The following is a 21,641-nucleotide window of genomic DNA, read 5'->3' as shown; positions in this document are numbered from 1 at the left end:
AGTTATACCAGAAAGTCCCGCGTGCAAGCGATTTCTTTCTGGTATAAGCTGTCAAAGTATAGTTCTAATAGCCGGGATTTTGAACCAGCATGTCGTTCAATTGCATTTCCTGGAAAGGGATTGGGTACAATAGGTCATGCTCATCAATAATATATGTCTCCGGCAACAGATAGTTGAACTTGTCTTTCTGCTCCTGACCAAACGCAGTCATGACTGGAATTAACCGACCAGTACGAATCAGGTCATCGTACCGCTTGTTCTCAAACGCTAACTCTCTTCTTCGTTCGGTGGCAATGATACCACGAAGAGCGACTTGACCATTCTCTGTTATATTGTGGTCATTATCACCAAATGCTCTTGCCCGAACCTCATTGAGCAATTCGAGTGGATCACCTTGTCCGACTTCATTGTAGCATTCTGCCAACATCAAAAGTACGTCAGAATAGCGGTAGAGTGGCCAGTTTTGATCTGTTCCCTGACTTTTTTCAGGGTATGGGGGGTAATAGTATTTTCGCGGAAAATATCGAACCTCCTTCTCTGGATCAGGTACAAAACCGACAATGCTTTTCAAACTGTTATCCGTCACGATAAAGTTTTGATCACCGTCTTCATCCCCTTCAAACACCCCGATGCTGGCATCAAATCGTGCATCTGCGGGATCAAATATACTCATCAGATCCTCTGTAGGATACATCCATCCACCTTGGGTATTGTTGAAATCAGCACCAAGAATAGGCCCTGTATTTGGAACGATTGGTGTGAAATCATAGACGAATTCACTCCCCTGACCGGTTGTTCCGGCTTGATATTGAACCGCCCAGATCATTTCTTTGTTTCCTTTATTGGATGGATCAAATATTGATCTGTAGTCTGGAAGCAATTCATACCCCATATTGGTTACGGATTCAAGAAGAGGAATCGCATTTGGATAGTCCTGACGCATCATATACACGCGGGCCAATACCGTACTCGCTACGCCCTTGTTAATGCGCCCGATATTATCACCAGAAAACGTAGGATTGGATAACAGACCGATAGCGTCCTTCAGGTCTGATATAACCTGAGCATATACTTCCTCAACGGTTGCCCGGGCTTTATATGCCTCATTGGGGTTTTTAACCTCGTTCAAGAAGAGTGGAACTCCCCCGAATTTTCGTACCAGATCAAAATAGTAGTGTGCACGCAAAACTTTTGCTTCCCCTATGATCTGATTCTTCTCAGCACTATTAGTGAATTCGATTCCATCAATCCGATCCAGGATGGTATTAACCCGTGAAACACCCACATAGGCCGCCCGGTATCGATTGAGAATGATACCATTATCCGTCGTCGTTAAATAATCGGTCATTTTCTCTGTATTGTTACTACCCCGATCTTTGGCATAATAAAAATACCTGGCATTGTCTGTACGGCTTTCGTCCATCAGATAAGCTTCATTGGCTATGTCTCTGAGTGGTGTGTAGGCTCCTGCAAGAGCTTGTTGAAAATCATCTTCTGATTTGAAGAAGATTCCTTCGTTCAAGTTACCTTCCGGACTGAGGCTCAAAAAGCTCTCGGAACAGCCTGTAAAAACCCAAGCTGCACTTATAAGCACTATTAAATATTTTATATTTTTCATTTTTATAGGTTTATCTGACAATTAAAAATTAATGTTCGTCCCGATGGTAAAGGTTCTTGGCATCGGGTAGGCACTTCGGATCTGTCCGTATCGAGTTACAGAATTATCCCTGGACAAATTTGATTCCGGGTTTTGACCACTGAACTTTGTAAAGGTCAGGAAATTCTGAATACCGGCGTAAAGCCGAGCCGATTTCACAAAAGCCACCTGGCTCAAATCAAAGGTATAACCTAAGGTCACATTTTTTACAGATAAGAAACTGCCATCTTCAATCCAGCCTGTGTGTGGTATTCGATAGAACTCTGTTGTTCCAGACAAGGTTCTTGGTACTTGTCCGTTTCCAGGATTCTCCGGCGAACGCCATACATTGAGCATGTCTGCTTTCATGTTGAATACTCCATCAATATTCAGCAAATCCTCATCCAACATATTAATCACATCATTGCCATATTGACCGCTGATCACCATATTAAAGTCAAAATTCTTATAACTCAGACTATTGGTTAGTCCAAAAATAAAGTCTGGATTGGGGTCACCGATAAGTGTCCGGTCGTCCGGCGTTATCACACCGTCTCCGTTGACATCTCTCATTTTAGCTGTACCGATGGTGGATCCTTCAGCTTCAGCAATGGGAGAATTTTCCAAATCAGCCTGATCAACATATAAGCCCTCAAAAATATATCCATAAAATTGAGCAATGGGCTGTCCTTCTTCGGATCGGTTTGTTTGACCGTACCGGCCGTTATTTCCAATAAACGGCGTGTTGGGTGGTAATTTCTGAACTATATTTCTGTTGAAACTGATGTTAAAGTCTGTGGTCCAGTAAAGCTCTCCGGTTAAGTTCTCGGAACGAATCTGAAATTCATGTCCCCATATTTTGAGCTCTCCGACGTTGGCTTGAATCTGGGAGAAACCAGATGAATAAGGCAACGATGTAGCAAAAAGCATGCCCGACGTAAGCTTATGAAAATAATCATATCCCAGAGATAATCTGTTGTTCAGGAATGAAAAATCCACCCCGATATCCGTCTGATCCGTAATTTCCCAGGTCAGATTTTTATTACCCAGGTTTGTCAATGATAGTCCTGGCGTCACACTTCCTCCAAACACATAGTTCGTGGTGGTAATGTTTGAGATTTGCTGGTAGTTACCAATGTTGAAATTTCCGGTTTTTCCCCAGCTCGCACGAAGCTTCACAAAATTCAGGGCATCCATCTTCGGGAAGAAATCCTCGTTACTCAGGATCCATCCAGCCGATACTGCCGGGAAATTACCGTACTTATTGTCGGCACCAAATCGCGAAGATCCGTCTCGACGAATGCTCGCTGTTACGAAATATTTTTGATCAAAATCATACATTATCCGTCCAAACGCAGAAGCCATACTCCAGGCTTCATGGTTGGTGTTGCCCGTGGTCGTAGTCGCTCCGGATACCCAAATCACCTGATCACCCGGAAAATTTCGTCCATCGACCGTTCGGTAATCACGTTCCCACTTTTGAGCACTGTATCCCGCCAGGAATTTCAGCGTGTGATCGTCAATGTCCAGATCATACGTTAACGTATTTTCATTCATCCACGATACATAATTATCCGAGCTGTTATAAGCTCTGTTCCGGGAGGGATCATTCGGAAGATTTGGATTAAAACCAGAGTAGTACCTGGTTCCCCGGAAAAAGTTCAGATTTTGACTTCCCAGATCTGTATTGAGGCTTGTTCTCAGTTTCAGGTTAGGCGTAAAGCTAATCTCTCCATAAATGTTTGCCAGTAAGCGAAACTGGTCATTGTTCTCATCTCTGACCATCAATTGTTCTACAGGGTTCGCTACGCCAAGCATTCCGGGAGAACGCAGGTTGGAGTTGAAATTCCCTTCACTGTCGTATATAGGAATAATCGGTGAAGCAATAGCTGCGGTTCCGATCAACTGTCTGCTTCCTTCCAGGCCGCTCCCAGTATTGTGACGTACCTGAAACGACGGAGCCATATTAATACCAAATTTCACGTAATCGTTGGGTCGGTATTCATTGTTCGAGCGTAAAGAATATCTTTTAAAATTGGTATTCAATAGTACCCCATCCTGGTTGACGTAAGTCAGCGTATTGGAAGATGAAAACTTTTCCGTCCCTGTAGTCAGACTCAGTGAATAACTTTGTTGGGGTGCTGAACGAAGCATCGCATCGTACCAGTTGGTCCCCTCACCATACTGCGACGGATTCTGATAAGCTTCAGGTATTCCATCGGTTCGTCCTTCGTATTTGATCTTATCCTCATAAAGCCCTTTCATAAAAGTCGCAAACTGGGTACCGTTCATGATATCCGGTCTTCCTCTTTGAGGGACCTTCTGCATCGCTGTATAGACATTCAGTGAAATATCTGTTTGTCCTTCCCGAGCTGATTTTGTCGTAATGAGGATGACACCATTCGAAGCTCGTGAACCATATAGTGCTGTGGCAGAAGCATCTTTGAGAACGGAAACGTCAGCGATGTCATTTGGATCTAAAAAACTGATCCCTCCAGTCGCTGAATTGGATCCGACGATGGGTTGACCATCGACCACGATCAATGGTTGGAAACCACCGGAAAATGATGCAGCACCACGAATTCTATACGACATTCCTTCACCAGGTCTTCCGGAGCTTTGGGTTATTTGCAATCCAGCTGCCTTTCCCTGAAGCTTTTGACCAATCATGGTGGAAGGAACATCTTTAACTTTTGATCCGTCAATGGTTGAAATTGATCCGGTCACTTCGGCTTTCGTACTGGTACCATAACTAATAACGACCAGTTCGTCCAACAATTCTGCGTTGGACGCCATAATCACATTAATCTCAGAATTTCCATCGACTGACACTTCCTGGGTTTGGTAGCCGATATATGAAAAGACCAAAGTTGCGTCTTCATCTACATTTGACAAGGAGAACTTTCCATCAAAATCGGTTGAGGTTCCAATATTGGTTCCCTTGACCTGAATATTTACACCAATGAGCGGTTCCCCATCTACATCGGTGACACTTCCAGAAAGATCGATACCGATGGCAAGATCTTCCATAGATTCCAGCATTTGCATCGCATTGCCTGTGGGTTCGCTTTGCTTGCGGCCCAGGCTTACTTTTCCTGAAGACTCAATCGACTGAAGCTGCTCAATTTTACGTTTGAGTTTCTTCATGGTCTTTTTGCCTTGACGGGTGTTTTTGTAAATCACATAATACTTGGTGCCCAAATATTTGTAATCCAGATTGGTCTGATCTAGTATTAAAGTAAAATCCTCTTCAAATTTACCAGTCATATCTTCCTTATCAACCACTACTTTCACTCCCTCGACCATCGCCGCATCATAGGTAATGATGACCTGATATCTTTCACTGATTTCAGTGAGCACCTCTGCTAATTGCCTTTCCTTGGTGGACGAGATCCGCTCTTCAGCGGTTCCGGGAGACTGAAACAGTAGCAGCAACAGTGCCAGCCCCATCCATCTTAAACGTAAAAATTTTTCCATAATCAGATGTATTTAATTGTCATGAATCGTTTTAAATAAATTTATCGCACCATCAGGGTGTCATTTTTTATATGTATATCCAGGTTGTATATTGTTCGCAATGCAGCGACGCATGTTTCCAGATTATCATTTGGAACCCCACCGATCAGCATTTTTTCAGCAACCTCTGAATTTTCTATGTGTGTTTCTATATTATAGGTTTCCTCCAGCAACAACAGAGCAGAAGCAACTGAAACGCTATCCAACAATAGTACCCCATCTTTCCAGGATGTGATCACTTCCGGCTTCTTAGCTTTTTGCTGTTCCAGGATTCTGTTTTCTAGCGATGAATAACTCACAAAATCACCAGGCGCCATCCGGATGCGTTCTTTTTCTTTTATATCCAGTTCTATACTCCCTTCATCAAGTAAAACTTCAGTCTTTTTGAGTCGGCTGTTCACATTAAACTCTGTACCAAGCACCTGTATGTCCAGATCAGGGGTCTGAACGATAAATGGTTCGCCGGTTTCCGGTTTTTTTTCAATGTCAAAATAAATCTCGCCCGTCATCACTACCCGGCGCGGGTTGTTTCTCACATATCGCAGGGTCGAATTCGTGTTCATCGTCACCTGGCTACCATCGGGCAAGGTGACTTCCAGTCTTTCACCAAAAGCAGTCTGATAAACTTTCTCACTATTTTGAAAAATAGCGTACAGTCCGGTACCTGCCATCACGATAAATAGTATCGCTGCGGCGATCTTCCAATCCGACTTTAAGAAGGTTTTAGTGGCCTGCTCTTTTGATGCAGCATCAAGTGCATTCGTGACATCCTCCCAGGCCCTTTCTACTTTTTGATCAGAGATAAACCGCCGATTAAATGGAATCCCTTCCACCAATATTTTTGCCTGATCCATGACTTTTCGGTCAGAAGGAAAATTGTGATATCGGTATTCCCATTCCTGAGCTTGTGGATTGTTTTCGCCCTTCACCCACTGCAAGAATGTGTGATCTTCGATCAAATCTTCGACCTTTATGGATTTTCTTTTTGCCATATACTGAACCCCAGTGGGGTGTGATTACCTCTTTTAAAAAAAATTGATCTCGTGAGAGCGTGATTTATCTATAGAGAGGAGTTACAACCGATTTGGTCACCTATTAATTTTGAAATTTTTTCAAATAAAGAGAAAAAGATATTTTTTCAGGTAAAGATAGATTGGGATCAACTACCGGTCTTAGGTGGTATCCACGTCTCGCGATACAGTTATATTTTCTTTTCGAAAAAGAAGTCCGCATCTTTTCAGAGATTGTAAAAAACTAGCTTCTGACCGGCACAGTTTATTCGATATCTTCCAGTTTATCCCGATGTGCCCGAAGTTTAACCATAGCTTTATACAGGGTATTAATGACTGCACGGTATGATATAGACAGCATTTCGGCTATCTCACGGGGTGAAAGATCATTATAATATCTAAGATAAATCAATTCTCGTTGTCTGGGTGAAAGGCCATTAATCAAAGCAGCCAGCATCTTTCGTTGGTTTTCATCATGGTCCAGTGCTTCCAGTTCGTTGGGCATCACCATCCAGGAATCATCCATTGAAACATAGACCGACCTGCGCTGATTGCGTAACTTCTTTAGAAGGCGACGACGAAAAGACCGAAAAAGATAAGCACGTATATAGGTGACATCTCCGAGCGTTTGTCTTTTCTCATACATGTAAAGGAACATTTCCTGAAGGCAATCTTCTACCAAAGCCGTATCTCCGGTCAATTTATAACCGTATTGATGGAGTGAAGCATAATACCGGTGATAAATCCGGGAAAGCGCCTTCTGATCGCCTTGTTTCAATAAAATCCAGGATTCTTGATCGACGTTAATATTGTCCATATCACAATTCTTTCACCTTTGTTGTTTCTGAGATGGGGTCTTTTATTAGCACTGCCCCTTTGGTAACCTTCCCTAATAATAGGTACTATTTTTATATATTCAAAGTATATTCCTAATTTTCGTTAACAAGCCACTGATCTGAATTGATTTTCAGAGAATAAAATCACCACAAACCCAGTGAAAAGAAATCATTTCATATTTTGCGCTTTGATACACTATGTTATCGAATTCTAAACAAAATGTCCCGTATTTTATTTAATACTATTATAATGTTCGTTGCGTCCGGGAACATACCAATCTTTTATCAACTAAATCTTTACCATCATGGAAGAAAGTCACATCGTTAAAGTCCTCGCCACAGAAGCTGTCACACATGACGTCCGGAGAATCGTCGTTAAAAAACCAGCAGGATATAATTTTATCCCCGGGCAAGCCACTGAAGTCGCCATTAACAAAGAAAAATGGAAAAACGAAAAAAGACCCTTTACATTCACCTCATTGAATCATGATGAAAATCTTGAATTTACAATAAAGGTATACAAAGACCACCAGGGAGTTACCGAGCAAATTGGTTTGTTGACAGAGGGAGATGAATTGATCCTGCATGATGTATGGGGCTCCATAAATTATGACGGACCGGGTTATTTTATCGCAGGAGGGGCTGGTGTTACCCCGTTTATTTCTATTCTTCGCATGCTGGAACACGATGATAAGCTTGACAACCATTACTTGATTTTTTCCAACAAAACCGAAGAGGACATTATTCTCAAGGGCGAATTTACCCGAATGCTTGGCGATCGGTTCATTAATACGCTGACGAACGAGAAAAAATCCGGCTATGACCACCGCATGATTGATAAAGCCTATCTGGAAGAAACTATTCATGATTTTGACCAGCACTTTTATGTATGCGGGCCAAAGCAAATGGTCAAAGACATCAGAGCACAACTGAGTGAACTGGGAGCCGATTCATCGGCAGTGGTATTTGAAAAGTAGTGGGTGGTTATTAAGTTATTAGTTATTCAATTAGTTGATCCATGAATTAATGTGTAGTGGAATCGGTTGTTGTTTGGTTTTAGGCCCCCTGCCATAAACCACCTCTTGAGGAATAAAAAAATTATCAATGTATTTCGTATTTTACTCGCTCAAATGAAAATTCGACCCATGAAATTAAATTTCCCCCTTTTTATCATCCTTACTTCCCTATGTGTCATGACAATACCTGCATCATCCCAAACTTCATCCGGTTCGCTCCGAATCTTAATGATCGGTGCTCATCCCGATGATTGCGACATACGAAGTGGAGGAACGGCTGCACTCTTTGCACAAATGGGGCACCAGGTTAAGTTTCTTTCGCTTACCAATGGAGATGCGGGACATATGGAAATGGGTGGTGGAGCATTGGCACGTCGTCGAACGGCAGAATCTCACGAATCAGCCAAAAGACTCGGTATCGCAGAATATGAAGTCATGGACAATCACGACGGAGAACTAATGCCCACACTTGAAAACCGCAAGGACATCATACGCAAAATCCGGGAATGGAAAGCGGATGTTGTCATCTCTCACCGAACCAATGACTACCATCCTGATCATCGATACACAGGTGTGCTGGTCCAGGACGCTGCCTTTATGGTCGGTGTGCCCAATGTGGCTGCAGATACGCCACCACTCAGTAAGAATCCGGTTTTTCTTTATTTCGAAGATCGATTCCAAAAGCCCAATCCGTTTTCACCGGATATTACAGTAGATATTACGCCGGTCATCGATAAAAAAATAAATGCTCTCGATGCTCACGTATCACAGTTTTACGAATGGTTGCCCTGGATTAGTAATTATGACGGAATCGTACCTACCGGAAAAGAAGCCAGAAAGGAATGGTTGAGAGAACAACGGGCAAAACCAATAGATCCAGTTGCCCGGGCGCGGCTTACCGAATGGTATCCCGAAAAAGAAAGAACCCAAGCGCACCACATTGAATCTTTTGAAATTTGTGAGTACGGCAGCCAGCCTGATCGGGATGAAATCCTTAAATTGTTTCCAATGCTACCTGGGACAGATCAATAATTACTATTCTAGTAATTTTATGATGAATAACAACAAGCACATATATCAAATTCCACTACCTTCAATTTTATGTAGCCAGGAAATTTCAATCAATTTTTAAACAACAAGTCCCTATGAAGAAAGGAGTAATAATAACTATTTTAGTAGTGGTCGGACTGGTCGTGGCCGGCGGTCTTGTCGCCAGCGCAGTTTTGGAACTTATACAAGCCGTGATTGGATTTGTGGTTTGGTCGATCATTCTTTTGGCCGGTTATTTTTTTATTAAGTCCAAGGTGGATTAGAGCTAACAGATCTTCGAGATCAGGCAAATCTTTTCTTTGAAGATGTCTATCCAATCCTGGTCAAGATGGCATCATCATATATAAATGGGCCTGATCATAAGCTCGGTCTTCGACCGCAGATTGGGTTGTTATTACATAGCTGAAGACCCCTAGGCAAGGAACAATTTCCTGTTCACTACCGGCAGACTTCATGCACTATGCATCAACGGCGTTCCCCGATTTGGAGGCATTATTGACAAGGAACAGAACGCCCTCAAATGATTAGCATCATAGAGAACAACATTTTCATAATGATCGTTTTTTATCGTACTTTTGGTCGTGTTGAATAAAGTCCAATCGAAATTTCATACTATAAAAATGGAATTCCTTGAGACCTACTGTCATCCCCACTGCTGCTTCGGGGGGTTTGTCAGGATGAATAATTCAGCACAATTTAATACTAGACAAAAACCAGTTTCCATCATGAATAAACGCAGAAACTTTATCCGGCAGACCTCCCTGGTCACAGGCGCAGCTTTAGCCAGCCCCCATTTATTTTCTATAACCAGAGCACCGCTGCGAAGCGACACATTAAAGATTGCTTTGGTCGGTTGCGGAGGCCGGGGGACCGGGGCAGCTGTGCAGGCGCTCATGGCAGATGAGAATACCGTATTAGTGGCCATGGCCGAATTGTTTGAAGATCATTTGATGAAAAGTTATACTGCTTTGATGGATATAGAGGAGATCAGTGATCGGATTCAGGTACCAACTGAAAATAGGTTTTTGGGATTCGATGCCTATCAAAAAGCGATCCGGGAATGCGATGTAGTTATTTTGGGAACACCCCCGGCTTTTCGCCCGGAACATTTCGAGTTTGCCGTTGCAGAAGGAAAGCATGTTTTCATGGAAAAACCGTTGTCTTGCGATAGTCCGGGGACCCGTCGAATCCTGGAAGCCGGTAAAAAAGCAACCGAGAAAAATCTAAAAGTCGTTGTAGGACTTCAAAATAGATACGATTCAGCATATCAGCAGATGGTAGAAAAACTACAATCCGGCATTATTGGTCCCATAGTAAGCAGTACCTGTTACTACATGAAAGGCAGCTATTTGCTTATTCCGAGAAGCCAGACCAGTGGAGAACTCGCCTACCAGATCAAAAACTGGCATTTCTTTGACTGGATGTGGGCTGGAGCGACGGGTGGATTGCAGATCCACAATACAGATATAGTGCACTGGGTCAAGGACGCCTACCCCATTAGTGTGCAAGGCATCGGAGGTCGTCTCGCACTCGATGGACCAGGAACGGGCGACAGTTATGATCATTTTTATTTGGAATACACTTATGAAGATGGTAGCAAACTCCATAGTGAAATTCGAACCATTGACCGGACTTTTCGCAAAGGCGGATCTTGGTTTATCGGAACAAAAGGAACAGCCAATTACAGAGAAGGAATCAAAAGCTATGACGGCGAACTACTCTGGAAGTACAAACCTTCGAAAGATGATACAAACGCGTATCAACAAGAGCACAATGTGTTCTTTGAAGCAATTCGTAAAAACCGGCCGCATAATGATACGGTATTCGGTGCCCACAGTTCTCATGCAGCCAATATGGGAAGAATGGCAGCACAAAGTGGTCAGGTAATTAAATGGGAGGAATCTCTGAACTCAGATATTCAGCTGGCTCCTGAAATTACCAGTTGGGACCAGACACCTCCTGTTTTGCCGAATGAAGACGGAATTTATCCCATTGTAAAACAGGGCGATAAGGGGTAAAGATAAACATGGTTCGAAATTAGAAGATTTTAAATTCGAATCCGTTTTATTAATCTTCCCTATCAGTAATCATGCAATGAAAAATGACTAATGGATTCTATGGTGCTGATCATCCCGGTACCACTTTTATTCTTGACGGACAAATCATCCATTATTTGGTAATTCCCAGGGCGAACGATATGGCCGGAACAGCATCGCATTAGCCTCAGCATCACCGACAATCTGTTCGGATCGGGCATCCCAATTTATCTTTCGCTTCAAACGGAATGAGATGAGACCCAAATGCATAGGCAAGGTCATCTCCCGGGCATAAGCCAGGTGACTTTCCGGTTCATTTCTGGATTTCACAGAATCCAGAAAATTGCGTTGATGTCCCGGAGAACGCGCTATTGATTTAGGAACTTCATTTACATCATCCATGACGTCATTCCCAATTCGGATCTTTCGGGTATTATAATCACAGGTCAGGCTGCCCTTTGTTCCCTCAAAGTGGGCCCCAATACCCATGTCCTTGGCTCCGGGGACATCAGGTGGAGTAGTCGTCCAGTGCACATCCAATCCTTCAAATTTATAATCCACGTCAATCCATTTTGGGGTATCAGCAATGCCGTCCGTAGGAACTTCGCCCCGTGCATCGATACTGGATAATCCTGTAGGATGTATCGACATGTACATGATATCAGCTATGTGACACCAGAAGTCCGCAAATACGCCGCCGGAATAATCGAAAAAGCTTCGATAGGTTTTGTGGCAGCGCACGGGGGTGTACTCTGAATAAGGAGCAGGCCCCAACCACATATTCCAATCCAGATGTTCCGGTGGATCCTGAAATTCTGGATACCTCAGACCTGATGTTCCACCCGTCTTCCACAGCCGCACGGTATGAATATCGCCCAATATGCCCGACTGAACCAATTCAGCAACCCGGTGATAGTTGTCTCCGGCGTGAATCTGCGTACCCAACTGAAAAATTCGGTTGTGTTTTTGTTTTGCAGCCAGCATGGCTTGCCCTTCTTTGACGGAATAGCTAAGTGGTTTTTCTCCATAAACATCCTTTCCTGATTCAAAAGCATGAATGGCGACCAGTGCATGCCAATGATCGGGTGTGGCACAGGTCACGACATCGATATCTTTTCGATCCATGATCCGTCTATAATCTCCGTAGCCATCCACTTGACCGCCAGTCTGTAAGGACGACAAAAGATTTTTAGCTTTGGCCAAATGGTGGTCGTCCACATCACAGAGCGCTACCGTTTGGGTATCTTCAAAACCCGCGAACCAGCGAATATGGCTGCTTCCCATTCCATTCACACCAACGTGTGCTACCCGAATTTTATCGCTCGGTGGCGATTTTATTAAATTGCAGGTGATATAGGGCAATCCGGCTAAGCTTAGCCCGGTCGTCTTCATAAATTGACGTCTGTTCTTTATATAAGTCATACAAGTATGTAGTTAGAATTTCAAACGAACTCTCAATATATGGAAAAGATGTAAAAGATTTAAGAAAATTATCCAATCTGATGGTGTTAATTCTGAGCGGCTCATCCTTCCGACAGATTCGTGACCCATTAAAAAAAAGGAGCCATAATGATGGCTCCTTTTTTGTAGGTTGTAGGCTGTAAGCTTTAACTAGTAGCCCATTTCAAGGCTATTTTCTGACCAGTTAAGTCATTTCAATTTTGACTGTTTCTGTTCAACTTTTAGCTCTCAAGGTTCCATTGAATTAGTAGCCCGGATTTTGCTTCAGCTTCGGATTAACTTTGAGCGTAGATTCATGGAATGGCCACAAGTATTGATACGGTTCAAAGCTTCGGTCTTCAATTTTCAAAGAAACCAATTCGCCGTTAATTTTCCGGGTGTGCCCCAAAGCTGGTTGATTGAGAACATCCTCAGCAATTCGCCATCGAATAATATCATCATAACGGATCCCTTCACCAGCTAATTCTATCCGTCTTTCATTTCGGATCAATTCAATCCAGTCGTTCTGAGAGTATGCATCATATTTGGGTAAAGTCACATCAGCATAATCCATATCCAGACCTGCTCGCTCCCGAATCATATTGATAGCTTCCTTGACCGAATCATCGATCTCATTCTTCATTATCTTAGCCTCAGCATAAGTCAAAAGCACCTCTGCATAACGCAGCAAACCATACTCCATGTTGCCACTGCTTCGGAATGCATCCGCTTCATCAACGAATTTTTTGAACCAGTAGCCAGATCTGCTGCCCCGCTCTACATTGTGAAACATCGGGCTGTTGTCATTGTAAATATCAATGGTGTCCCCGTAGAATATATCGCCATGCCCCATAATTGATGCATGATACCGCGGATCTCTGTTTAGATGCGGATTAAGCATATATTCTTCCTCTGAATGCAGTTCGCTTTCATCGATCGGATCACCTTGCAAAGTCCAATACGAATCCACCAACGATTTCAAAGGAACAACGTAGGACTTCCCATTACCGGTCCGATAGTGGGGGCCCAAGAATTGAAAAGAATGACTGCTGCTTCCAGAGTGACTTTCTCGGTCCAGATGCAAAATAAATTCATCATTGCTTGATGAAGCTTTGTAATTGAACAAATCACCGTACACCGGATACAACTCATAGTTTCCACTATCCATAATCTCCTGTGCCAACTGTATAGCCAGATCATATCGTTCATTGTACAAAGCATAACGCATCGTCAAAGCCTTAAGTGAATACTCGTTGAACATGTACTTATTCGTCGTGTATTCTTCTTTAGGCAACCTTTCGGCGATATCCACCGCTAGTGGAAAGATGGTATCCAGGATTTCCTCTTTGGGCGTAGCCGGCACTCTGGCTTCATCCAGAGTAGCCGGTGAAAGACGGAAAGGTACATCCCCAAACCGACTTGTCAATCTGAAATAATGCCAGATACGGAGCCCTTTCAGTATATTTTCATATCGGGTCCGGACGGATTCGTCCTCCACATAAGGCTCATTGATGTTATCAATATAGGTATTCAGTCGGCCAATATGCTTCATCGAAATAGTGTAGTAGTACTCTCCGGCACGGTTACTACTTTTCAAGTTGCCGTTGGCGATCGATTGATGATGGTCTCCCGAGATACGCGAATAGGCGTTGTCCGATCGGGCATCTTTCATATAAAACAGAAACCTTCGATTACTGTGATGTGTAAAAACATCGTAATAACTACTGTAAGTAACCCGACGCAAATCATCTTCGTCATTGAAAAACTCCACGAAGGAAGTCGCTGTTGGATCCGTCTTATTGAGGAAATCTTCACAGCCGGTCAACAACAGGATGGATAGGGTGATATATAATATACGTTTCATATTTGTCATTTTTATGATTGATTAAAACAATGTCGCTTTGGCACCAAAACTAAAGGTGGCCATTCGAGGATATTTTCCACTTCCACCGTTGCGCTCTGGCTCGAGTCCTTCCCAATTGGTGAATGTGAAAGCATCCTGTGCGTTAAAGTAAAGTCGCAAATTGCTCACACCGCTTCCAATTTGTGGGAATGTATACCCCAGCTGAATGGTTTTGATCCGGAAAAAAGCACCGTCACTCAACCAAACATCACTCAGGATTGCGTTGGGAGTAGAACCTGTCCATACCCGCGGGAACCGACTGTCCGGATTATCCGGGGTCCACCGATTGTCCATATAGTATTGTCTTGGTGTTCCCAGGCTGTTGGTCGATCCGTCCATATGCACCGGATAACCTTCCAGTCCATTGAGTCGGCCGGTTCGTTCACCGACCCCTTGGCCCAGGATGGAAAAGTCCCATCTTTTGTAGTTCAGATCCAAGGTCACAGAGAAATTGTAATGCGGGAAAGGATCTCCCAGATTTACCCGATCATCGTCATTGATGATTCCATCCCCATTTTGATCCACGTATCGGATATCGCCGGGCAAGGTATTGGGTAACTTTGCTTCGGTAGCGTCAATCTCTGCCTGATTTTGGAAATATCCATTGCTTTCATAACCGTAGTAATTATCCACGGCAATACCACTGTACCAGATCTTGTCGCTATTCCCTTTGAAAATCAGCGTGTCGTTTGCCGTATATCCAGCTTTTAGCACTTTATTTCGGTTATCAAAAACCATACCTCCGACGGTATAGTTCAGTTCACCGATCTTATCTGACCAGCTGGCGGACATTTCCCATCCTTTATTTTCTACTTCTCCGATATTTACAGAAGATTCCAGACTGTGCGAACCCGTCAATGGCGGTACAGGAAAACTGGAATAAATCAAATCAAATGAATGTTTGTTGTAAACATCAGCGGTGAAGTTTAACCGACGGTCGAGCATGGTCACATTAATTCCCAGGTTCGCTTGTTTTTGCTTCTCCCAGGAAAATTCCGGATTGGGTACCCGGATGGTCCATCCCCATGTATTAACAACTTCCTGCCATAAGTACGGGGCAACATTTTCATTACCGATCTTACCGTACGATGCTCTCAACTTTAGATTGTTGATGAGCCCCTTATCTTTCAACCCGGCCATAAACGATTCATTGTGCAGGTTCCACCCCAGTGATGCAGAGGGGAAGAAACCCCACTGATGTCCAGGTGCAAATTTACTGCTACCATCGGTCCGCAGCGTGGTCTCAAGCAGATATCTGTTGTCAAACGAGTAATTCAATTTCCCAAAAAAGGAAGACTTGGATATTTCGCGATAATCCGTGTAGTTAAAATTCATGATCTCTGATCCACCCACCAGGTAGATTTTATCTTTATTCTGTCGCAGATCTTTTTCATAATTAATCAATGCCCGGGCGGTAATCTGGCTTTCGCTGACCCGCTGAGATGCGCCCACAGAGTTCTGCCATACGGTAACTGGTTTGCCGTCACCATCATAGAACTTGAATGTGGGTCGCTTGTATTTGTAAGCGGACTTATTGATCATATAGGATACATTACCTGCAATGTGGAGGTTATCATTGATATAATACCGGGGTCGCAGATTGATCGTACTCCGATCATACAGGTAGTTTCTTGTCCCGCCTTCGTGGATACGTGCCAATGGATTTTGGTCATCGTTGTGAAGGATATAGTGCTTATTGATATCGGTATCCTCATAGAAGGGTTGCTGTGTGGGATTCATCCACCATGCTCTGGTGTACAATCCGTGACCATCGCTATTGGCGTGCAACCGATCCACGTGAAGTTGATGTGCATAAAAATCCGCCAACAAAATCAATCGGTCGGCGATATTGATGTTTGTATTGAACCGGGCACTGAATTTATTGGTTCCTTCCAGATTGTTCAGCCCACCCCCTTCGAGATAGCCCAGCATCAGATTAAAAGTACCTACACCGCCACCACCAGAAATACTGGCCGAGGTATTGTGCGTATACGCCTGGCGTTCCATGACTTTATCCAACCAGTCCACGGTAGGAATTTCACCACTTTCTGCTTTTGCAATTTCTTCTTCAGAAAACTGAGGTGTCTGCCCCTGCATACTCCGCGCTTCATTATTCAGCTTCATATAATCCGGGGAGTTAACAAAATCGGGTAAATCAATGGGTGATTGCAATCCAGTCCAGGTATGTAGATTTACTTTAAATTCGCCGGTAGTACCTCGTTCTGTCTCTATAATAATTACACCATTGGCTCCTCTGGATCCATACATAGAAGCCGCTGCTGCATCTTTCAATACACTAATACTCTTGACCTGATTTGGGTCAATATCCGTCAGTGACTGTTCCATCCCATCCACTATAACCAAGGGAGATGCACTCTGAAGCGTACTGATTCCCCGGATCCGAATATCTCCCGGCACACTACCGGGCAGGTTACTCCCCTGCATCATCGTCACACCGGCTACAGTCCCACTAAATCCTTCCTGTAACTTTTGAATAGGGCGGGTCTGAACTTTAGACATATCCACCGACTCAATGGAGGAAGCAACGTGCTTTCGTTCCACGGTGTTGTAACCAACGACCACGACTTCGTCGAGCACCTGGGAATCTTCCAGCAATGTGATTTTGATTGTAGACCGACCGTCTACTTTTACTTCTATAGTTTGATAACCTATATAAGATACCAACAAGGTAGCATTGTCATCAATGTTATTGAGGATAAAGTTTCCTGAGAAATCCGTAGCTGTACCCTGGTTGGTTCCCTTAACTAGAACATTGACCCCGATCAAGGGTTCTCCATCCTGATCAACCACTTGCCCAGTGAGCGTCTGAACCTCCTTCAGCGGGTTTATTGGACTCCTGTTCAGGGAATGAAGACGTCCTGCTGTCAGTTTTTTGGTCACCTTATGGGATCTCCTCACAGGCACGGTTCGCTCGACAGACAAATTTTCGGTTTTGATTTGTCGCGGAGCAATCTTCTTTCTGGAATAATCGGAAAGAATGGTGTAGTAATTATCTGCTATTTTCTCGAATCGAAGATTCAATGGGTTGAGGATCTGACGCAACGTATGTTCCAAATCCACTGATTCATTCAACTCAAAACTGATCTCTTTGTTTTTCAACAATTCCGGATCATAATTAAAATATACATCAAATTGTTTCTCCACATCCTGCAATACGCTGGTAAGCGCATCTCCCTTGGGAGACTCCTGCACCACATGGGGCATGCTGTACATATTCACAGCTAAATCCCCCTGTGCAAAGAGCACATGAGAGAAAAACAACCATGCGATAAATTGGTATTTTCTCACAATCATAATCATAAATTTATAGTCTGTAATACAAATTATTTATACTCGAATTAAATATTTTCGTTTTCATCATTTCAAGCTTTTCGCTTTTTGGGGCAAAAACTCAGTCCTGTAAATATTGCCCAGTGTTTTCAAGATGATAGTCAGGTCATCATTGGGCAGGGTTCCGGTGAATTGTTTTTGCATGGTCGCTGAATCCCGACAGATAATATGATTCCCATAGTATGAACCGATCTCACTCAATACTTTCGGAAGTGGCGCATCCACAAACTTCAGCTGCTTCTCCTTCCAGGTCGTATACAATTCGGGATCAACCTTTTTGGTCACAAAGACTTCGGAGCTATCCGTCATTTCTGCATAGTCGCCTTCTTCTGCCAGGACCGCCACCTCTTTTTGTTCCTTACGAGATGCCACCTTCACTTTCCCTTCTCTCAACACCACCCGGGCTGTATTATCCCGATCTTTTATATTAAATTTCGTTCCAAGCACCTCAACACTTAGTTGTGCGGTATAGACGATAAATTTCTTGGGCGTCGGTGTTCTTTTTACTGAAAAATAAGCTTCGCCAGTCACCCAGGCTTCCCGGGTTGCTGTCCAATTCATCCACCGGGATACGCGCAAACTACTGTTTGCATTCAACACCACTTCACTCCCATCAGCCAGCTGAACTTTTTGCGTCATGCCATACCCGGTCTGATACGTTTCGTACATCAAGCTATCTTTTAATCCGACTCCTATCATCAGCAACATAAGTATGGAGGCCACTGCCAACCACAAACCCCAGCGATGTATAAAACCTCGATTGTTGTTATCATGACTGGATTTTTTTTTGCCCTCCGAGGGATGTTGATTGATTCGCTGAGTGAACCGATCCAATGCCGCTGTCTGATCAGGGATAAACTGAGCACTTCCCCGTTCCCATTCTTCCAGCACTTCATAAAAATATTCCAAGTTGACATCATCAGACAGCCAGTTTTCAACCCTGGATTTTTCCAAAGGAGTCACCCCTCCGGAAAAATACCGGATTAATAATGCTCTTTCCATCTGATTATGTTTCATAACTCTTTTAACTTAACACCTTGGCTGCTTCCACTTTCTCAGACATCAATGATTCGTCTGAACAAGCACCTCTCGCATCATTTTTAAAGCTTTACTAATATGAGTCTCGACAGTTCGAACTGATATTTTTTGCTGAGCCGCAATCTCCTTTATAGGTTTGCCTTCATTCCGACTCATCAAGAACACCTTCTTACATTTCGGAGGTAATTGTTCTATGCCTTCTTGTACCTTTTGATAAAATTCTTCGTGGACCATAATTTGTTCGGGTGATAGTGATTTACCTAGTAATTCACCCTCCGTGATTGGATCCAATTCTCGCCCAAATTCTTTTCTGACAAAATTCAACGCACGGTTGCGGACTGCCTGAAATAAATAAGTCCGGTATGTTGTATGAATTTTCTCAAAATGTTTCTTCTGCCAGAATTCCATAAAAACTTCTGAAACAATATCTTCCGCATAAGCTTGCGAATAAACGTAACGTATGGCATGACTACACAACGGCGAATAATAATGCTTAAATATGAGTGTACAGCCCTCCCAGGGATCCTCCCGGAACGCCTTCCGCAGGAAATATTCTCTGTCTCTGCTCTTCACAAGCCCCGAACGATCGCCCGAAGTGTCTTCGCTATCTATAGCAAGACTCCTCTTCTTAAGGGAAGCTGTATTTTTCGAAAATTCTTTCTCAATGGCCATATTCACTTGACTATTTCACTGGATCGTCTATACATATAGACACAAAACATCTGTTGAACACGTAGTCCAAATCACGATTTTTTAAAAAAACTTTTATTTAGAGGCGCAAGGGTATTAAAAATCTCCCGGATTTCATAATGGGAAAGAAAACGATGGAATAGATTTACTAATAAGTGGATAATGATACCCAGAACATTACTCAGGTAAATTTACCAAATCGATGGTCGGCACTTTACCAGTTGCGGGTCGCTCAAACCAGGAATCAATGGTCGTTGTCTCATCGAAAAATCCGCAGTTTTTCATAAAAAACTTTCCTTCGTCCACACCGCCGGCATAATCCAACCGACTCCCCTTCCGGGCAGTAGCATCTGCGGTAAACCGAGCTTTGGTCATTTCATGCCATTGACCACGCTTGTCCCGAATCCATTGATTGGTATAATACCCCATCCGGCTTTTATAGCCGGTCTGAGTATAAAAATTCTCCAGAAAAGAGTGGGGCCGAGTCAACCAGGTGTGTGTATGCGGTCGACGAAAAGAAGCAATCAACTTCCATCTACCCAATTCCGGAGCAAAAAACCAGGCGGTATAGTCCGTTGAATTATTTTCTACAGGAACACCTCGGAGTAAAAACCGGTAGGTCTGACCAGCTGACCAATTGTATCGCCAGTAACTCTGACCACCAGATCCTTCATTGCCAAATTCACCTGTATAAACGCCTTCGCCCTTTTTCTGAAGCAGAATCTTATATCCTTCCGGAATTTTAGTGGGGTCCTGTGTATTATATGGGCTCCACACCGAAAATAGTATCCGCCGTTCTTCGGATGAATTCACCTGCATCCCAAAATAACCTTCCCCAAATCCGTTGGCCATAAAATAAGAGCCAATCACGTCCTCTCCTTCCGGCACGGTGATCTCATTGTAAAACCACTCGACATCTTTATTTTCAGGCTCCTGATAAGTCAAATGAACAGATGGTCCACGTCGCCCCCAATAAAAATCATCTTTGACATAGGTTAGTCCGTTTTCTGTAGCCGGTCCATCCACCAGGAATGCTTCAATATCACCGTAGGTTTTCCCCGATTTTTCCAGGCCTTTTAACTCTATATAATGGTATCCGGGAGTTTTAATATGAAATTGACCTACTTCGACCAGTTTATCTTTCTGGTCATCCAACCAAACCTCGTACGACGTATTACCGATTCTGACTCCGATCCGGGCGGTGGATGAACGGGATTTCGTTTTAAGAGCCAACCGGATCGTACCGGTCTGTTCAGTCTTAAAATATGTACGGATGACGTCATCCGGCCGGGTCCAGTTCTGGATTCCGTCCTGGCCAATCACTTCCTTGTTCCGTCGCCAATCGCTAACTACCCAACTGTTGCCATAGGCAGTTATTTCTAAGCCATCGCTGATACCATAGTTCAGAGCTGTGGAGGTGCCTATGGGGTGACATGCAAGAAAAGTCAACAAGAGATATATCATCATCGAAGATTTTATTATTTGCATTCCGGATTAAATATACAGCGAATTTAACAGATGTCGAAAATCTAAAAAACCTAAAACAGCGCAATCGCTCGTTTTTCTTGCCACAGGTCAAGTGTTATTTTCCAAAAGAGCGCTATATTATCGTTCAATTTATCACTCATTTAAAAAACACAAAATGGCAACACCAAATGTTTATTTGACTTTTGACGGAGAATGCGAAAAAGCCTTCGAATTTTATCGGTCAGTTTTTGGAGGAACTTTTAAAGATCTTAATCGATTTGGCGAAATGCCACCTTCGGACGATATGCCACCAATGCCTGATGAAGTCAAAGATAAGATTATGCATGTATCACTCCCAATGGATAATGGAACTGTATTAATGGGAAGTGATACGATGCCCGGCCACGGGGGCCCCTTATTAAAAGGGAATAATTTTTCGATTTCTTTACACCCTTCCAGTCGGAAAGAAACAGAACAGTTGTTCTCCGCCCTTTCTAAAGGCGGCCAAGTAACCATGCCTTTGGAAGACACTTTCTGGGGAGCCTATTTTGGTATGTGCGTAGACCCCTATGGCATTCAATGGATGATGAATTATGATGAGCCGGCGAATGAGTAATTGGTGGTCAATGATCACTATGAGCCATAGCTTGTA

Annotated in this window: 15 protein-coding genes; 5 read left to right on the top strand and 10 right to left on the bottom strand. The window is 43.4% G+C overall.

Features of this window, described 5'->3' with window-relative positions; translation table 11 throughout:
* Nucleotides 1–64: 64 nt before the first annotated feature.
* The 4 genes from KUV50_RS15300 to KUV50_RS15285 form a co-directional block, all read right to left on the bottom strand.
* Nucleotides 65–1,618 carry a RagB/SusD family nutrient uptake outer membrane protein gene (locus tag KUV50_RS15300; RefSeq protein WP_222581053.1) on the bottom strand — a complete coding sequence of 518 codons (1,554 nt, stop codon included), beginning with the start codon at nucleotides 1,616–1,618 and terminating at the stop codon, nucleotides 65–67.
* A gap of 21 nt (nucleotides 1,619–1,639) precedes the next feature.
* Nucleotides 1,640–5,113 (bottom strand): SusC/RagA family TonB-linked outer membrane protein, encoded by a 3,474-nt coding sequence (locus tag KUV50_RS15295; protein WP_222581052.1) that lies wholly within the window; start codon nucleotides 5,111–5,113, stop codon nucleotides 1,640–1,642.
* Between the two features lie 41 nt (nucleotides 5,114–5,154).
* Nucleotides 5,155–6,144 carry a FecR family protein gene (locus KUV50_RS15290; protein ID WP_222581051.1) on the bottom strand — a complete coding sequence of 330 codons (990 nt, stop codon included), beginning with the start codon at nucleotides 6,142–6,144 and terminating at the stop codon, nucleotides 5,155–5,157.
* Between the two features lie 283 nt (nucleotides 6,145–6,427).
* Nucleotides 6,428–6,979 (bottom strand): RNA polymerase sigma factor, encoded by a 552-nt coding sequence (locus KUV50_RS15285; protein ID WP_222581050.1) that lies wholly within the window; start codon nucleotides 6,977–6,979, stop codon nucleotides 6,428–6,430.
* Between the two features lie 324 nt (nucleotides 6,980–7,303).
* Here KUV50_RS15285 and KUV50_RS15280 point away from each other — a divergent pair, with 324 nt between their 5' ends.
* The 4 genes from KUV50_RS15280 (at nucleotide 7,304) to KUV50_RS15265 (ending at nucleotide 11,082) form a co-directional block, all read left to right on the top strand.
* Nucleotides 7,304–7,975 carry a hypothetical protein gene (locus tag KUV50_RS15280; RefSeq protein WP_222581049.1) on the top strand — a complete coding sequence of 224 codons (672 nt, stop codon included), beginning with the start codon at nucleotides 7,304–7,306 and terminating at the stop codon, nucleotides 7,973–7,975.
* A gap of 168 nt (nucleotides 7,976–8,143) precedes the next feature.
* The gene (locus KUV50_RS15275; protein ID WP_222581048.1) at nucleotides 8,144–9,046 is read left to right on the top strand and encodes a PIG-L deacetylase family protein; all 903 of its coding nucleotides are present in this window, start codon (nucleotides 8,144–8,146) and stop codon (nucleotides 9,044–9,046) included.
* Nucleotides 9,047–9,159: 113 nt separating this feature from the next.
* Nucleotides 9,160–9,327: a hypothetical protein gene (locus KUV50_RS15270; protein WP_222581047.1), complete on the top strand. Its 168-nt coding sequence runs from the start codon at nucleotides 9,160–9,162 to the stop codon at nucleotides 9,325–9,327.
* Between the two features lie 462 nt (nucleotides 9,328–9,789).
* A complete protein-coding gene (locus KUV50_RS15265; protein WP_222581046.1) occupies nucleotides 9,790–11,082 on the top strand; it encodes a Gfo/Idh/MocA family protein in 1,293 nt (430 codons plus the stop codon).
* Nucleotides 11,083–11,226: 144 nt separating this feature from the next.
* Here KUV50_RS15265 and KUV50_RS15260 read toward each other — a convergent pair whose 3' ends face one another.
* The 6 genes from KUV50_RS15260 to KUV50_RS15235 form a co-directional block, all read right to left on the bottom strand.
* Nucleotides 11,227–12,522 (bottom strand): Gfo/Idh/MocA family protein, encoded by a 1,296-nt coding sequence (locus KUV50_RS15260; protein ID WP_222581045.1) that lies wholly within the window; start codon nucleotides 12,520–12,522, stop codon nucleotides 11,227–11,229.
* A 283-nt stretch (nucleotides 12,523–12,805) separates the two neighbouring features.
* A complete protein-coding gene (locus tag KUV50_RS15255; RefSeq protein WP_222581044.1) occupies nucleotides 12,806–14,404 on the bottom strand; it encodes a RagB/SusD family nutrient uptake outer membrane protein in 1,599 nt (532 codons plus the stop codon).
* Nucleotides 14,405–14,425: 21 nt separating this feature from the next.
* Nucleotides 14,426–17,758, bottom strand: a complete 3,333-nt coding sequence (locus tag KUV50_RS15250) for a SusC/RagA family TonB-linked outer membrane protein (RefSeq protein ID WP_222581043.1) — start codon at nucleotides 17,756–17,758, stop codon at nucleotides 14,426–14,428.
* Between the two features lie 63 nt (nucleotides 17,759–17,821).
* Nucleotides 17,822–18,811, bottom strand: a complete 990-nt coding sequence (locus tag KUV50_RS15245; RefSeq protein ID WP_222581042.1) for a FecR family protein — start codon at nucleotides 18,809–18,811, stop codon at nucleotides 17,822–17,824.
* Nucleotides 18,812–18,856: 45 nt separating this feature from the next.
* Nucleotides 18,857–19,504, bottom strand: coding sequence for an RNA polymerase sigma-70 factor (locus KUV50_RS15240; protein WP_222581041.1), 648 nt, complete (start codon nucleotides 19,502–19,504; stop codon nucleotides 18,857–18,859).
* Between the two features lie 195 nt (nucleotides 19,505–19,699).
* Entirely contained in the window at nucleotides 19,700–20,989 is a 1,290-nt protein-coding gene (locus KUV50_RS15235) for a DUF3472 domain-containing protein (protein WP_261395308.1), read from the bottom strand.
* Between the two features lie 175 nt (nucleotides 20,990–21,164).
* Between KUV50_RS15235 and KUV50_RS15230 the strand changes: the two genes are divergently transcribed.
* Complete coding sequence (locus KUV50_RS15230) at nucleotides 21,165–21,605, top strand: VOC family protein (protein ID WP_222581040.1); 441 nt, start codon at nucleotides 21,165–21,167, stop codon at nucleotides 21,603–21,605.
* Nucleotides 21,606–21,641: the final 36 nt, after the last annotated feature.

The organism is Membranihabitans marinus, from assembly GCF_019802045.1.
GTDB classification, from domain to species: domain Bacteria; phylum Bacteroidota; class Bacteroidia; order Chitinophagales; family Saprospiraceae; genus Membranihabitans; species Membranihabitans marinus_A.
Note: the sequence above shows the minus strand (reverse complement) of the source record. Positions and strands in the feature narration are given on the sequence as shown.